11 protein-coding genes and 4 pseudogenes are annotated in these 15,321 nt (G+C 43.1%); 4 read left to right on the top strand and 11 right to left on the bottom strand.

Translation table 11 applies throughout. The annotated features are described in order from the left end of the window. Positions 1–43 precede the first annotated feature (43 nt). A complete protein-coding gene (locus EYS13_RS15770) occupies positions 44–289 on the bottom strand; it encodes an SHOCT domain-containing protein (protein ID WP_227764595.1) in 246 nt (81 codons plus the stop codon). A 175-nt stretch (positions 290–464) separates the two neighbouring features. Between EYS13_RS15770 and EYS13_RS16680 the strand changes: the two are divergent. Continuing rightward, positions 465–1,897 (top strand): annotated as a pseudogene (locus EYS13_RS16680) (IS6 family transposase). Between the two features lie 527 nt (positions 1,898–2,424). Here the strand turns inward: EYS13_RS16680 and EYS13_RS15755 are convergent. Next, entirely contained in the window at positions 2,425–2,760 is a 336-nt protein-coding gene (locus EYS13_RS15755) for a DUF2680 domain-containing protein (protein WP_227764589.1), read from the bottom strand. Between the two features lie 729 nt (positions 2,761–3,489). Between EYS13_RS15755 and EYS13_RS15750 the strand changes: the two genes are divergently transcribed. Beyond that, positions 3,490–4,071 carry an HD domain-containing protein gene (locus tag EYS13_RS15750; RefSeq protein ID WP_227764587.1) on the top strand — a complete coding sequence of 194 codons (582 nt, stop codon included), beginning with the start codon at positions 3,490–3,492 and terminating at the stop codon, positions 4,069–4,071. A gap of 72 nt (positions 4,072–4,143) precedes the next feature. Here the strand turns inward: EYS13_RS15750 and EYS13_RS15745 are convergent, their stop codons facing one another. The 3 genes and pseudogenes from EYS13_RS15745 to EYS13_RS16675 form a co-directional block, all read right to left on the bottom strand. Next, positions 4,144–4,635 carry a CD3072 family TudS-related putative desulfidase gene (locus tag EYS13_RS15745; protein ID WP_340641274.1) on the bottom strand — a complete coding sequence of 164 codons (492 nt, stop codon included), beginning with the start codon at positions 4,633–4,635 and terminating at the stop codon, positions 4,144–4,146. Positions 4,636–4,712: 77 nt separating this feature from the next. Next, positions 4,713–5,357, bottom strand: a complete 645-nt coding sequence (locus EYS13_RS15740; RefSeq protein ID WP_227764582.1) for a LysE family transporter — start codon at positions 5,355–5,357, stop codon at positions 4,713–4,715. 89 nt (positions 5,358–5,446) lie between these two features. After that, positions 5,447–5,566, bottom strand: a pseudogene (locus tag EYS13_RS16675) (IS1096 element passenger TnpR family protein); the annotation flags it as partial. 533 nt (positions 5,567–6,099) lie between these two features. On the opposite strand from EYS13_RS16675, the gene EYS13_RS16670 reads away from it, so the two are divergent. Next, entirely contained in the window at positions 6,100–6,267 is a 168-nt protein-coding gene (locus EYS13_RS16670; RefSeq protein ID WP_423055363.1) for a type II toxin-antitoxin system HicA family toxin, read from the top strand. 50 nt (positions 6,268–6,317) lie between these two features. Then, positions 6,318–6,749: a type II toxin-antitoxin system HicB family antitoxin gene (locus EYS13_RS15725; protein WP_227764580.1), complete on the top strand. Its 432-nt coding sequence runs from the start codon at positions 6,318–6,320 to the stop codon at positions 6,747–6,749. Between the two features lie 230 nt (positions 6,750–6,979). Here the strand turns inward: EYS13_RS15725 and EYS13_RS15720 are convergent, their stop codons facing one another. The 6 genes and pseudogenes from EYS13_RS15720 to EYS13_RS16665 form a co-directional block, all read right to left on the bottom strand. After that, positions 6,980–9,406 (bottom strand): restriction endonuclease-like protein, encoded by a 2,427-nt coding sequence (locus tag EYS13_RS15720; protein ID WP_227764579.1) that lies wholly within the window; start codon positions 9,404–9,406, stop codon positions 6,980–6,982. Further along, entirely contained in the window at positions 9,378–11,651 is a 2,274-nt protein-coding gene (locus tag EYS13_RS15715; protein ID WP_227764577.1) for an MrcB family domain-containing protein, read from the bottom strand. Before EYS13_RS15715 ends, EYS13_RS15720 begins: the two co-directional genes overlap by 29 nt. Positions 11,652–12,169: 518 nt before the next feature. Then, a pseudogene (locus tag EYS13_RS15710) lies at positions 12,170–13,159 on the bottom strand (transposase); the annotation flags it as partial. Further along, a complete protein-coding gene (locus EYS13_RS15705; RefSeq protein ID WP_423055362.1) occupies positions 13,150–13,680 on the bottom strand; it encodes a DUF6431 domain-containing protein in 531 nt (176 codons plus the stop codon). The gene EYS13_RS15705 and the pseudogene EYS13_RS15710, both read right to left, overlap by 10 nt. Before the next feature lie 489 nt (positions 13,681–14,169). Then, a pseudogene (tnpC, locus tag EYS13_RS15700) lies at positions 14,170–14,757 on the bottom strand (IS66 family transposase); the annotation flags it as partial. Between the two features lie 253 nt (positions 14,758–15,010). Then, entirely contained in the window at positions 15,011–15,238 is a 228-nt protein-coding gene (locus tag EYS13_RS16665; protein WP_227761721.1) for a DUF5348 domain-containing protein, read from the bottom strand. Positions 15,239–15,321 lie beyond the last annotated feature (83 nt).

The raw sequence follows: 15,321 nt of genomic DNA, 5'->3' as shown, positions 1-15,321 counted from the left end.
AAACAGTACTCGGACTAACTATATTATACCATAGGCGACCGGTTTAGTCTTTAATTTCAGCTTTCATCCTTTCAAATTCTTCCTTGCTGATTTCGCCGGTAGCATATCTCCGCTTTAAGATATCCATTGGGGCTTCCACCCTGGGTTTAGCGGCCGGCTGCTGCAGCAGTCGGACTACTAAAGCCACAATACCAGCTAAAATACCAATCCAGATTAGGGCGTTAATGAGCATCCAGATCCATCCCCAGACGCCCATGCCCCCCCATCCGTATGGTCCCCACATCATCATAATTTTCACCTCTGTTTTTTTAAGCGTAGTGTTAATTAATTTACACCAAAATAGATTCTAAAGTCTTATATATCGGGGGTTTCAAGTTTTTTTACAATAAAAAACAATAACACCCCCGTTTTTGGTATAATTGAGTCGTTCAAAACAACAATCCACCAAAAGGAGAGTGTTATTGTTGAACTCAATTATACCATTTTTGATACTATACAATCAATTTTTACTTAAACAAATTCGCCAGTTACTTTTGTTTATCGTTAAAAATATTCCCTTAAAAACTCCTAAACAGGATATCACCAGCCCGAAGTATCGTAAGCTTACTGTGGACAGGCTCCCCATTATTAAACAGCCTGAAAAACTTGACTACAAGCAGCTGCTTAACGATTACAAGTCTAAGCATGGTAAAGAGCTTAAACCTGTTAAGTCCCGTGGGAAAAACCCTGTTTCTCCCGATGTTGTTTGCCACCGTTGCGGCGCCCCTCATACATACCTCTACGACAATACAGGAGGCCGTGGTCAGCTTTTATGCAAAGTCTGCGGGCTAAGGTTCAACAAAGATAAGAAGGACTTTAAAATCGGTGCACTTACTTGCCCTTATTGTGGCAGAATCCTTGAGAAAAAGAAGGAGCGCAAGCAATTTAATATCCACAAGTGTACGAACAAGAAATGTCCTTTTTATCTTCAGTCCCTTAAAAACCTTTCTCCGGAAGACCTGGAAGAATACAAGAAAGATAAGCATAAATTTAAGCTACACTACATCTACCGCGAGTTCACTGTCGACTTTTTAAGGTCGATTTAAACAGTATGCCTAAAGGATCAGTCAATTTTACTTTTCGTCACTTTTCTCCTCACATTCTTGGTCTTTGCCTGACCTATCTTGTAAACCTTGGGCTGTCCACACGGGCTACTTCCAGGGCCCTTTGGGAGATCCACGGCGTTAAAATCTCTCATGTTATGGTCAGTAAATATGCCAAAACTGCTGCCGCTTTGGTTAAACCTTACGTTGATAATTTTGATTACAAACCCACAAACTACCTGGCTGCTGATGAAACCTACGTTAAGGTCAGAGGCATCAAGCATTATGTCTGGTTTATTATGGATGCACTCAAAAAATCTATCTTGGGCTATTGTGTATCTGATACAAGGGATGTAGGTCCTTGTATCCTGGCTATGCGTATGGCTTTTGCTAAGTTTAAAGATTTCCCCGCTCAAGCCCTAAAGTTTGTTGCTGATGGCTACTCTGCCTACAAGCTTGCACAGCAGCAGTTCATGCTTAAAGACATGGATTTTAACCTTACGCAGGTATTCGGACTCACCAATGATGATCCTGTTTCGGAAGAATATCGCTGGCTTAAGCAAATTATTGAACGCCTTAACAGGACCTTTAAATTCTCCTATCAGGTGACAAACGGCTATGGTAGTGGGGAAGGCTCAAATACCCATGTGTCACTTTTTGTAGCCTATTACAACTTCCTGCGCCCACACTCCTATACTTACTGGCAGCCACTAAACTCTATTCCGGAACTTGAGTCTATCCCAAACATGCCTGCTAAATGGCAGAAGCTTATTGAATTATCACAGCAGCTTATCCTGTCACAGCAAACACCATAGAACAGGCGGTAGCACCCTTAATCCTTCAACCTCTTATCTGCCCTTAAACATGCGGTTCAAAGACTGTCAAATGCCTTTCTTCGAAGGCAATGACCTCTTGACAGGCTTTGAATCCGCATTGTTATGCTCTTCATAGAGGTTGGAGGTGTTTTGTTTTACTGTTCTTCTGGGCTATCTCGTTTTTCAGGTGACATTTTGGGTTTAGTCTGTCCCATATACTCCTTAAACTGCATTTTTCATAAGTTAGTTAACACTATCTTTTTAAGTTAGTATTTGCAAATTATCTGAATTAATTCTTAAGCATGACTCAATGAAGCTATCCCTAAGTAACTGCTAAATTTATTTCTAGTATGCCAGAAAGGTTTGCAAAATTTGTGGTCTAAATTTGAAGTTTCTGTGAAATAACATCCTATCGTATCTTCATCCTACACCGCCTCGCCGCAGGTGGACAGGATCAAAAAAACCCACCAGGAGAATGCGTTGCCCAGTGGGTTGAAGAGACTTATAATGCAGACCCTTATGAAATTTTAGTAGAGCTGTCCGTAGCCGCCCATCATGCCAGAGCCGCCCATCATGCCGTAACCAGCGCCGCCGCAGCCGCCAGGTCCCATCATGCCATAGCCATACTCACTTTGGTATTTTTGCATGTAGTCAAGGTTCTTCTTGTAATATTCGCCTTGCTCTTTAGTTATCTCTCCGCCTTCAACGTATTTGTCAATAATTTGCCTCTTCAAATCAAACATCTGCTGGTAAAGCTTATTAATTTCTTCCTTTTGCTGATTATTGACGGCGGCAAATGCTGTTGGAGCAAGCATTACCACTAACATTGCGGCGGCAACTACTAAAATAATTTTTTTCTTCATAAAACTACACCCCTTTTAAAATTTGAATTTTTGCTTACTCCTAATATGCCATAACCATTTGGTGTTTGTTTGAATAAAATGTGAAGTTTTTTCGAAAGTTAGCAATCTAAAGAAAGACCTTCCCGCGGGAAGGTCTCAGAAAAGTTGATTATTCTTCTACGAAAGTTTTTAACTTCTTATCGATTGTTGGCCCCCCAAGAGGCTGCTTAATTGTCATAGTTTCTTTAAAAACACAGAAAGCCAAAATTACTGTAATCAGAGGTTCTAGGGTGCTTATGCTCCGATTTTGTTTTGATACCCCTATTCATAAGTGAACCTGCCCTTAGGCAGGTTCATTTACTTTCCAAGCATTTTTATTAACTTTGGCAAACCTTTTGTCTTTGGCTAAATCTCTAAAAAATTTTTGAGCAAAAATCCTTTTCTTTTGTAAAATTATACCATGTTTGAGTGGGTCGTGCACTACCCCTTCCTAACCTGGACCTCCCGGAGCTCCTCTACTCAAGGTAATCTTTCTTTATGTTCCTAAATCGGATTTTTTTAACCAGGAACGAAGCGAGCCAAGATTAATTTAAGATAATATCTATAGCGATACAGGATTTCTATACCTGGCATGGCAAATATAAAACTTGACAATCTTTCTTGTGGTGTCTAAAATCTAAAAACATAAGATAATTTACCAAATAAATATCGCTATAAATATTACCAATTGAACGAAAGAAGGGTTTTGAGATGGAGAAAGTAGCTCCAAATAGGGCAGAGGCTTATGAACTTCTAAAAGAGTTTAATAAGAATGAAAGTCTTATACGGCATGCACTGGCTGTTGAATCTGTTATATTGCACTTTGCAGAATTATTTGGAGAAGAAGATAAGGAAAAATGGGGAATTATTGGGTTAGTACATGACCTTGATTATGAAATGTATCCTGACCAGCATTGTAAAAAAGTAAGAGAAATACTGCAAGAGAGGAACTGGCCTGAAGATTATATTCGGGCAATAGAAAGTCACGGTTGGAAAATTTGTTCCGAAGTTGAGCCGGTGGAAAGAATGGAAAAAGTATTATATACAATCGACGAATTAACAGGGTTGATTGCGGCCACTGCGCTTATGAGGCCAAGCAAAAGCATACTGGATATGGAAGTAAAATCTGTAAAAAAGAAATGGAAACAAAAAGGGTTTGCAGCAGGAGTTAATAGAGAAATTATTGAAGAAGGGGCAAAAATGTTGGGAATGGAATTGGATATTATAATTGAAGAGACTATTAAAGGTATGCAGAAAGTAGCAGAGAATATCGGCCTGAAAGGAAACGCATAAGTAAAACTAACCAAAGATAATAAAATTCCTGGTCAATAAAGATCAGGAATTTTGGAGCAAGGTAATCTTTCTTTATGTGCCTAAATTGGATGTTGTTAACCAGGAACGTAGGGAGTAAAGAAATTTCTTACCGTTCTCCTCCCCTTCTATGTAGTCAGCCGGGATGTCTATTACAGGAAGCGAAATATTTTTGGCGGCAAATAAGGGCAAGAATTCTTCCATAAAGATACCATTCTTTGAAGAAGTATCACAAGTAGGGCTTTTTGCAATACCTATTAGACCTTTAATTTCATAACCTGCTGCTAAGTAAATTTCAAGGATTTTAAACTGTTCTAAGGCAATTCTTCGGCAGTGACTACGGTAATCTTTGGTATCATACTCTTCCTTAGTTTTTGGCAAACGGGTTAACCCCGAATACAGAAGCTCCGGGCACGGTAACTGAATGACGCTTAAATTACCGGCAAGTAAAATGTCAGTCACTTGCTTAAAAGCTCCTCCGGCTCGTGCCAGGGGTACTACTACACAATTTTGATTAAGAACACACTGAGTAGTAAGAATAAGCAAATAGTATCTTTAGAGATAAAAGATTTCTATACCTATTAGGATAAAAAATGAGTCAAGGAACCGTCCCTTGACTCACATCAGGTTTGAAGCATTTTCCAGCCGCTGCCGAAAAAATAGATTGAAAATACTAGAATAAATATGCCTAACAATAAAATAATCCAGCGATATACAGTATCACTAATCAGTTTTTGCCCTTTGGAAAATGCTATGGAAATTGCCGAATACCATATAAAATCCGATAAAATATGTCCTATAAAAAAGAATAAAACACCAATTAACCCTAAAGTATAAGACTGGCGTATTGATTCCATACCTGTTGATGCCCACCAGAGAATAAAGTAAGGGTTCGTAGCGCTTACGAGTGCTCCCGCTAATACAAGATTTCTCATACCTACCCTATTCCCTGCTCCTTGATTCTCCAATGAAACCAACTTATTTATACTGGACTTTATCATTCCATATCCCATCCATGCAAGAAAAGCACCGCCAAATAATCCGATAAGTCCCGCAACTGTCGGATTAGAAAAGAAATCTTTAAGTCCGAATGTCATAATGATAATTAATATAAGTTCAAGGATTCCATGTCCTAATACTACCAAAGGACCTGCTATGTAACCTTTTTTAAGACTGCCATCAATCGTAACCCCTAACACAGGCCCAGGCATCATTGCTCCTGAAAAACCTATTAAAAAAGCACTAATAAAAATTCCCCACAAAACCATATTAATAAACCTTTCTTAAATAACTTTTTCACAGTGAGGGATGTACTTTTTTATAAATATTTTCATTACCCTCACCATCCCCCACACTTTTACTTTATCATCTTCAACATATTATTAACTTCATCCACGCTAAATTCTTCAGGGTCAAAAGAACCTCCCACCAATTCAAGCATGGATTCATGCTCTTGATGCTGCGGGTCTTGGATTGCCTCAAGGAAGTTCTTTCAACGTTGCCGGGCTCGGCCCATTCTTTGAAGTAGCTCGAATTGGGGTGACTATGCTAGGACCCAATATACTTTGAAGTGGATAGGATATGCTTAGCACTGTAAACAGCTTGGTCTATCTTTGGGTTATTTTTAACTCCATGAAATCACCCTGCGCAAGGCCAAAAAGCAATCCATGTGATTCTGCTCAAAATGACCTCTCCTTTAGCTAATCTTTGACATGTATTGTCTAATACTGAATATTATTCAACTTAATCCATTCATCTCCTTTTTATAAAAACAATTACCTAAAAAAAAACCGTGGTTTTTCCCAGATTTCCTTGGTCATTCCCACATCAACACTACTACAATTTATGCATCAGCCGATATTTCTTTCTCCTGGTATAATCCATGTCACAATCCAAAGTCTCAGTTGCAAACAATACGTGTAATTTATACTTATTTTCTATTGACACGTATCATTCATACGTGTATAATTATAAATGTTAAGGAGGGAGCACCAAATGAAACCCAAATAAATAATAAAACTACTTAAAGAAAATGGTTGGGAAATTAAAGAGCAAATAGGCTCCCACATCCAAATGGTACATAAGGCTAATAAAGGCAAAGTCACAATTCCCAATCATAACAAAGACTTAAAGCCAGGAACACTCAACAGCATATTTAAGCAGGCCGGACTCAAGTAAGCCAGCCTGCGCACAAAATACTAATATAAATTTAAGAGGTGAACACAAACATGGATAAATATATTTTCCCGGCTATTTTTGAGCCAAGCGAAGATGGCGGATATTGTATTACATTTCCCGATTTACCTGGTTGTATTACTGAAGCAGATACACTTGAAGATGCAATAACAATGGCCAAAGAAGCATTGGAACTTCATTTATGGGGGATGGAAGATGATAACGATGAAATCCCAACTCCTACAGCTCCAGAAAAAATCACTGTTAGTAAAGGCTCTTTTGTCGTCCCGATTGAAGCGTATATGCTTCCTATACGAGAAGAGATGGCCAATAAGGCAATAAAGAAAACCTTAACCATTCCCAAGTGGCTTAATGATCTTGCCGAGAGCAAAAAAATCAACTTTTCCCAAACTCTTCAATCAGCATTAAAGCAGCAGCTTGGGATAGAGCCATATCCAAAACGCAACGTTAAGAAGCAGCCGTAGCTAGCTGCTTTTACCTTATCTTTATTACCGAGTTTCCTATGGCCTTTTCGTAGCATGTTACTACAAGCTATGCTTGATGCCCGAATTCAGTCCATATTATTTATTTTACACTATGCCAAAAATCCATTTATAAATAGCATAAAATTAATTTATGATAGTATCTTTAGAGATAAAGGATTTCTATACCTATTAGCATAAAAAATGAATCAAGGAACCGTCCCCTGACTCATTCACACACCGGGCCCTGGTCCGTCGACCTCTACCTTAAGCACCTCTCTTGCCCGGTCCACGTACTCATCATCAAGCTCAACCTGAACTTTCCCGATCCGGCGTTTTTCCCGCCACTCTTTCAGTTGCTCCTCCGTCTCCAGTTTCAGCTCCGCAATCTCCTCGGCACGCTCCAGCATATACAGGGAAGTGAACAAGTGGGTGTAAATACCGTACCCACCAGGTTTGATAGGAACGGGCCGTTTCTGCCAGGCTTCAATCTGAAAAAGGACATAAAGCTCGTTTTCTGTGCCGGGAAGCGGGCGCCGATATTTTATTTCATAACGGCGGACGACCTGCCAGGACTTGATTTTCCCTATCCAATGAATTCCGCTCTCTTTGGGTCCAAAGGTGTGCCGGGATTGATAGAGCCCAATGTATTGCAACTCTGAAAGAAACGACTGTTGTTGGGTTAAACGCTTCAGGGGAATCCAATAGACCTGATGCTCCAGGCAAAGGGGCAATTGCTTTTTATCCCGCATGGAACCAATGAGTACATTTTTACCCTGTAATTTGTTGGCGAAATACTCATCAGTGCCCCGCGGACGAGTGGAACGTTCATAAGCTTTCTCCGGGCTATCCAAAATCAACTCATCGAGAAACTCTTCCATAAGCTTAGTAGCATGCGGCAAAAACGGCAAAGCCCCTACGTTGACTTTCTTGATGCTTTTGTAAAAGCGGTGTTCCCTGAATTTCTCTTCATCCGGATAAGGAAAAAGCACATAGGCCCCGAACATACTCCGCTCGAACTCACCGGAGGAGTTTTCATAAACTATCGCATCCCGGTAGCGGTGCATTGTATTGATATCCTCTTCTTCCGGACCGGGAGATCCGTATTTCAAGGCATAAGATGACCCTTCATAGGCAGGGTTCAAACGATACTTGGCATCAAAAATGTATTTATACTCCACAGTGGAGTTTTCTTTTTTCAGAGCTAAGACATTATCCGGTCGTTGGGGTAAGGTTGGTATATGGGCACTGTCTTCAGTGGGTAAAGCATTATAAAAAAGGGTGAAAAGCTCCCCATTGTGGGGATTGCGGTAGGTAACACTCGCTTTCTGCGAGCGATCCAGAGTCACAAAGAGGCCGTTACGCTGAACACGGATAATATCCTGGCGGATAAGTTCGTATTTCTGCTTCAATAGACTATGTATTTTTAAGAAACACCAATACTCATAAAGCTGGGCCAAATCCTTCAGAGAGAGCCGGAACAGATCTCCTTGAATTGACAATCCTTTCATTAGTATGAGGTAAAAACGGTAAACATCCCGGTAACCTGGCGCCATTTGCAAAACGAGAGTGAGAGAAATCTGCTTCATCTCCCCAACCCCTCTCAGGAAATCCAGGTTAGCTAGGCGGGTTAGTTGAGTAAGCATTCCGTCAATACGCCGCAGCAATAGAGGATCTGATACACGCTCCCGACTTAAAACCCGGCGCCGTAAATCCTTGAGCTTAGAAATTATCCTTAAGATCATCCAGTTTAAGAAACGGTTTTCCACCGTATCAAAGTCAATCCGACGCCCGGTTTCAATTAAGCGGATGGGCCGGTAGGTTTGACCCTGGATTGATAGAACACCATATTTCTCATCCTGTACTAAGAGATGGGAGTGTTTGGCTAAGTAGGTCAGATTCGCTTTACCCGCCCGTTTGACCTGTTCAACCCGGCGAAATTCCTGGACCGGGATCAACCGATGGTGCGGCACGGCCTGGATTCGCTCGACAGCCCCGATAAGTTGCCGAAAGATAGACGTAAGGATCGTGAAAAATTCGGTCAGGCTCGGATGTTGGGTCTCTCTCAAGCCCGTTAGCTGATAGGTTTTGCGCAGAAAATCAAAGGCAAGGTTATAGACTTGCTCATGCACTTCCTGCAAGATCATCCGGTAATCCTTTTGATAGTCCATTTTCGAAGGAAAGATCTCCAGGCGAAGGTTAAGAACAGGTTGACCCATAAGACGGATTTCCAGATCTGTATATCCCACTTCATTTTGGAAATTTAGTACCCCGACCAGAAGGTTTGGCCCCAGGGGTTTTACAGTCTGACGCAGATTTATGTTCTCGTGATAGAAAGTAAGCAGTTTGTCGGTCTTCTTTTGTATGACAAACTCATAGTTCTGATTTTCATAAAAACAAGGTTTTATCGGCTCTTCCCCCAGATCAACCATCTCCCCTCTAGCCGGAGAAAAGATTTTAATAGCTGTCACGGACAAACTTGGCACAGGGATCACTTCCAGGGTGGCCTCAACCCATTCCTCCTCAGGCCTACGGTGCAGGTGGAGAGCCTCGACTGTAGGGTGAAAAGGTTTCCCCTTGATATAAAGGTCAAAGAGGTCCGTCTCGACTCTTAAAAGCTCCACACTCTCCTTAAGAGAGCCAGAACGAGGTAAAGCCATCTTCCTCCAACCTCCGCAGCATGTAGGCAATCTTACGGGCACTTCGGGAAAAACGGGCTGCAGGTGCTTCGCCGGTGTTTTTCCAGGCCAGATAAAGGGATGAAACATCTTCCATGAGTTCTTCCGTATTTAGTGTTTCTCCGATGGCGAAAGCCATAAGTTCAATTAATGCTCTTTTTAAGGATGAATGGCTTCCCTGCAGACGTGGCAGGATTTTTTGCAACAGCTGCAGGTCAAAAGCCTCCTCTTCAGGAAGAAGTTCAAAACGCCGGTTATACACCATAAAAAAGCAAATATTGTCCCGCACCCGAAACCCAATTTGGGAGTGCACATCCCCAAGGATCTGGTTGATTTCCACCAGGCGAGCGGTTGTGCGCTGAATCAGCTCCTCATTTCCCGCATAGGCATCCTTTAAAATAAGGTAATCACTGCGCAGAAAATAATTAGGCAGAGTTAAAACGGAACTGCTTTGGGCAACCAGGCCATCAATTTCCGGGAAATGATTGAGAGCAATCTCGTTAAACTCAATAGTTTGAGCCCGATCAAGAACTTTTTTACTAAATGGATAGGTAGTTTCGTCCATGTTCACAGTGCCAATCAGATAAACATTTTCTGGAATGCCGAGAGTTGAGATTATTTCTTCACCTTCGTTCAGGCCAGTTTCTTCAGCCAGGTCCTTTACGTCTTCATGGGCAACAATTTCATCGGTAATGATGTTCCCCTCATGCCAGCGCCGGGTCTCAATGACACTGAGCAAATCACTAAAGTAATGCTCGACCCGGGCCAGGTTCATTTCATCGAGGCAAACGAAATAAGGCTTGTCCAGATTATATGGTTTGGAGGCCTCCCAAAAGACCCGGGTGAGCTTTCCTGGTTTAAATTTCCCGGACAAGTCACGGTAACCCAGCAAATCCGATGGATCGCTCCAATCCGGGCGCACAGGAATCAAGGTAAACCGCCCATTGCGTTCCGTCGCTCCCAGAGCCTCGGCAAACAGCTGTACCAGCTTTGTCTTGCCGGTTCCGGAGATCCCGGCCAGAATGACGAAGGGTTTTGTTTTCAAAGAAAGGTAAAAGTTCTCGATCAGACCCGAGGGAAAATGAAAACCGCGCTCAGCAATAAAACCCCGAATGTGAGCGAGTGCTTCGGCCGGCGAGTCATAGTCGAGTTCAGAGTTCTCTTCTTCCTGAATAATATTGGATACGTTCATGGAGCGTATCTCCAATCCAGTTACTTCCTCCTTTTCTTTGGCCAGTTTGTACTCTACATATAAGGCGTAATTCTCCATCATATTGCTCAAGTCGGAAATGAGTACTTCATTATCCGGCAAGTTATCCCGCTCATAGCGGACGTAAGCAATGGTGGAGATCTGGTAGTCTTTACCGAGGCCGCTTGAGGTTAAAGTAATGTTCTCATCTTTTTGCACAGATTCAAGCGGGAGTAATTCTCTCAATTCTTGAACCTTATTCTTAAGGTATTCGTATCCTCCTCGTCTGCCCTGTTGTAGAGGAACCGTAACACCTTGATTTAATGTTAAATAGACCGACTGCATGTCTTCTGAAAATAGGTATACCACGTATTCACCCTGCTGCGTAGATTCTGTTATTCGTTTATCCATAATGGCAATCCAAGGTACAGTGGCCCAGTTGCCCATACCTACAGATCCTTGTACTTTGTATCGTTCATCTAGGAAAGGAAGTTTTTGCAGTTCTTGAGGAATTGTACGCCGGACTAAGGTTCCTAAAGGATGCCCACTAAAGGGCTCTGTCTTCGCATGAAGGTAATTGTTCATAAATTGGGACAGATAATTCTTAAGGAATACATTAGGAATGGTTTTCCGATTACGGTAATAATCATCCATTTCCCGAATGGCATAACTGCGCAACTCTTTGATGACTGCGGGACTGAGTTGCTTGAGAATTTCCGGCCGAAAACTAATCCGGTCTTTTATAAAGTCTACCGAGAGAATTTTAGAAAGCGCCTCAATCGGTGCGTCAATAACGCTTCGCGTCTGTTGAAAAGTTACGTTCTGCCAGCTCTGGCCCAATGAGGCCGGAGGTTCATCAACTGGCATATTATTACGCTCCCGGTCGATTAGAAAGCGCCGAAAGCGCTCCACAACTTTAGAAAAGGGCACTTCACGGGGAGTATCCCCCATCTCATCAAGGAGAGTTAAGATGAGAACCATCTTATAGGATTTTTGCTTGTTACGGAAAATGCCGGATAGTGCTGCAGGAAGAACCATACTTCCGAATCCTCCAAAACAGGAAATTTGTACCTTAAGATTTAGTATAACATAAGCATGGTCATAAAAGTGTTAATTTAACTTGAATAGGTAGTTAAATATGAGGAAACGGAGCATACCAGGTAATGAAAAGTTTCTTAAATAATACACAGAAGATGTTAAATATACTTATGAAATAACACTATCAGGGTTGGATTGGTAATTTATTGATAGTGTGCCAAAGACAATTGGAAAAGATGCTGAAGTGCAAATATATTAAACGTGGTAAAAAGTTTCAGCACACTGTATAACAGATGGATATTGTTACCGCTCACGAATTTTGACAGTAGGATTCTCACCGCCAATGGCGTAAGACTTTAGCCGCCAACACGCCACTTAAGTGAGAATTCAGCCGCCATTCATTTACAGTTTAGGAGGGCCGGTCACCCGGCCACTCCCCGCTGCCGTTCAAAATCGGCCAGCACTCTGGCAATATGGGATTCTTCGATTACTTCGTCATGGATATTACCTCCCCTGGGGGCAAAAGTCAGAGGCTCTCCGGCAAGTGATTCTTTACGTTTATGTTCTGCTGCCTGAAAGAAGGAAATTCCTTCTGTGTCCGGTGCCACCTTTTGTGGCTCTTCTGGTTTTACCCGGCGGTCATGGAAACGGACCAGGTTTAAGGGGATAGCATCAGCATATCGCTTTTTACCACACCAGACCTGAATAGAAGAGAGGTCGAAGGGGTCATAGCGTAAAAGTACCTTCTGGCCCACCAACTCCAGGGCCACTTCGTAGAGGTTACCATCAACCTTAATACAGCCGGTCTTGTCAACTTTTCGTTCTTCTTCCCAGAGGAAGATATCCATGAGTTCTGTAACGGAGATGCGGCGGGGCTGTCGCTGGCTGGCAGCCAACCGGACTTTGGGGGGTTCACCTGTGCCGCCGTGTACCCGCAGGTGGTAGTAGCCGTCCAGCCAGTCGGCCAGAGCGCAGTTCAATTCTTCTATCGTGGTAATCTTCCCATTCTCGATTTGTTCATAGGCCTCGGGCTTGAAGCTGGTGTCCACGAAACGAAAGAAACGTTCAATTTTGCCTCGGCCAGCTGGCCGGTAAGGGCGGCTGTGGCACAGGCGAATGCCCAGTTTGCCGCAGATGCGGGCCAGGTGAACCGAAGAGAAGACAGCGCTGTTATCGCAGTAGAACTGCTCACAGATGCCAAACCGGAGAATAGCTTTTTTGAGGCTGTCCTCCAGGCGGGGGAGCTTTTCGTCCCAGTAGAACTGGGCATGGACCACATAACGGGAATAATCGTCCAGGATGGCAAAAAGGAACACCTTTTTACTCCGCTTGGGATCCCTGGGATCGGGCAGGTAGAGGGTATGCTGGGCATCCGACTGCCAAATCACGTGGACGTCTTCGGCCTCAAAGCGCCGGTGACCACTGGATGTAGACTTGTTGAGAAGTTCCTTGCGACTAGCGCCGGCCTGGCGGAGCTGCCGGGCCAGGGTGCGGACGCTTACCCGACCCCGGGTACTGCAACGCCAACTTGAGAGGTCAGTTGATGGCGAATTTGCTCCCAAATTAAAAAGGTCCACCCCCAGCCAGTGCCTGGTTTTTCAGCCCCCTGGGGAATCCGCAGGTGGGGGAAATGCGTTAGTACCCTTGTCCAGAAGGAGGGATCCAGGGAGGCTCGCAAACGGTCCCAATCCTTCTTCCAGCGCCAGAGGCCCTTCTCTGAGTAAGATTCCGTGGGAAGATCGAGGTTTTCCGCCACGGTCTGCAGTGACTGGCATTTGTCCATTTCCCTCACTACCTGCTCCTGGACGTCCAGGGCTGCTCCCCGGTGAGGGATTAGGAAAGGTGGAAAAAGCCCAAAAGTTCTACCACAAGAGATACACTTAAATCTGAAGATAACAATCTCCAAGATCTCATCCAAAGTGTACAATTTGCGGGTAAAGTGGCCATGGTGGTGGAATTTACCCTGGGCTTGGCAGTGGCGGCACTTTGTGGGCCTCCATTCTTTAGGGTAGCCTCCCAAAGTTAACATGCGATAGGTCTTTACACAGGTTTCCATCTTTCTTTTTCCGCCCCTCCTTGGTGGTTGTCGGCTGACTTGGATAAGCCATCCACCAATCAGTATGCAATCAATCCGCCAAGATGGGCAAGAAAAAAATCGCCTACTTTCCGTCATAGTAGGTGAGCGGCGACAATTAAAACCGTTGACCAGAGTCTTGGAATAGTTCAAAATATTTTTTACCATCAATGGTCCACATTATCTGGCGGCCACTTGATATAAACTGCTCAAAAGGCTTGTTATTCCTGTGTGCTTTTTCCGAAGCTCAATGTATTTATCCGAAATACCGGAGGAATTACAGCCAACGGGAATGGCTTTCGAGTGAATGAGAAGCAAAATACATAAAGATAAAGAAATAGTTGCAGGTTCAAGATAAAAGGGCTAAGGGGCAGGCTCGCTCATTCTACTTATGTAAGCGTAAAATAAAACCCACCTTGAAGCAGGGCGGGCTTTGTGTAAATCTTATTTTTGAATGCGGCAGCCTGACGGCAAGGTGCTCGACCAGGGAAGCAACTCATCTAATGCGTTTTGATCTTGGATATCTACATTAGGCAGTTTCTCAAATAGGTACTGGAGATAGTTAAATGGATTAAGGCCATTTTCCTTGGCTGTTTCAACGATGCTGTATATCGTTGCACTGGCTTTGGCCCCTTTGGGGGTGTTGGCAAACAGCCAGTTTTTACGTCCTATTACAAAGGGTTTAATCGAACGCTCACTGCGGTTATTGTCCAGTTCTAACCTTCCGTCTTGCAAGAAGGCCGTCAGTTTATCCCATTGGCTGAGGCAATAGCTAATAGCCTGACCAAAAGCACTTTTCGGCAATACTCTTGGCTTTTGGAATTTTAGCCATGCCAAAAAAGCCTCCAGTATTGGACGGCTGCGTTCTAACCGGATTTTGTACCGTTCTTCCGGTGTAGCATCGTGCATTTCACGTTCGATGGCAAAGAGTTGGTTGCAGAACTCCAATCCCTCTTTAGTGGCTACCGCTGCGTTGCGCTTTTCCACCGGCAACGCTTTAAGCGCTTCATCAAATTTACGCCTGGCATGGGCCTTATTCGAGTTCTCGAATAAGGCCCATTATCCGAGTGTGAATTTGCAAATTAAAAGGGATGACATTTTGCAAAATAAAATGGATTAAAATTAGCTTGAATTTATCGGTTTTTGCGAAATAAATTAGCCAAATGGGCAAAATTTTTTCACATAGTCACAGTATTTTAGTTAAGATTTTTGCCAAAAAAAAAATGCAGCTAGGATGCCCCTAACCGCATTCTGACATATATTCCTCTGCCAAGAATCACTCTTTCTAAACCCCTCTTACACTGTACCTTGATGCCGGATGCAGATAAAACATAGAGTTAGCAAAGTACAATACCCAATCCCTATCTATTTCAATACGACAAGGCAAGAATGTTTCCCCAACCTTAATCTCAAAGCATTCCCCACAGTGTAGAGAGAAAGGTTCGTCGTCTATTCCATGGATCTCCCAACGGTCCTTTTGGCTAGAGTATAATAGTTTACCTTGTTTTAGCATTTTAATTTAAGCCTCCCTCCTCGGGCAGATGCCTAACAGTGAAGGATATGTGGCTTTGTCATATCATAAGCCTCACATACCAT

The organism is Zhaonella formicivorans (assembly GCF_004353525.1).
GTDB classification, from domain to species: Bacteria; Bacillota; DUOV01; order DUOV01; family Zhaonellaceae; genus Zhaonella; species Zhaonella formicivorans.
This window is presented reverse-complemented; position numbering and strand designations above follow the sequence as displayed.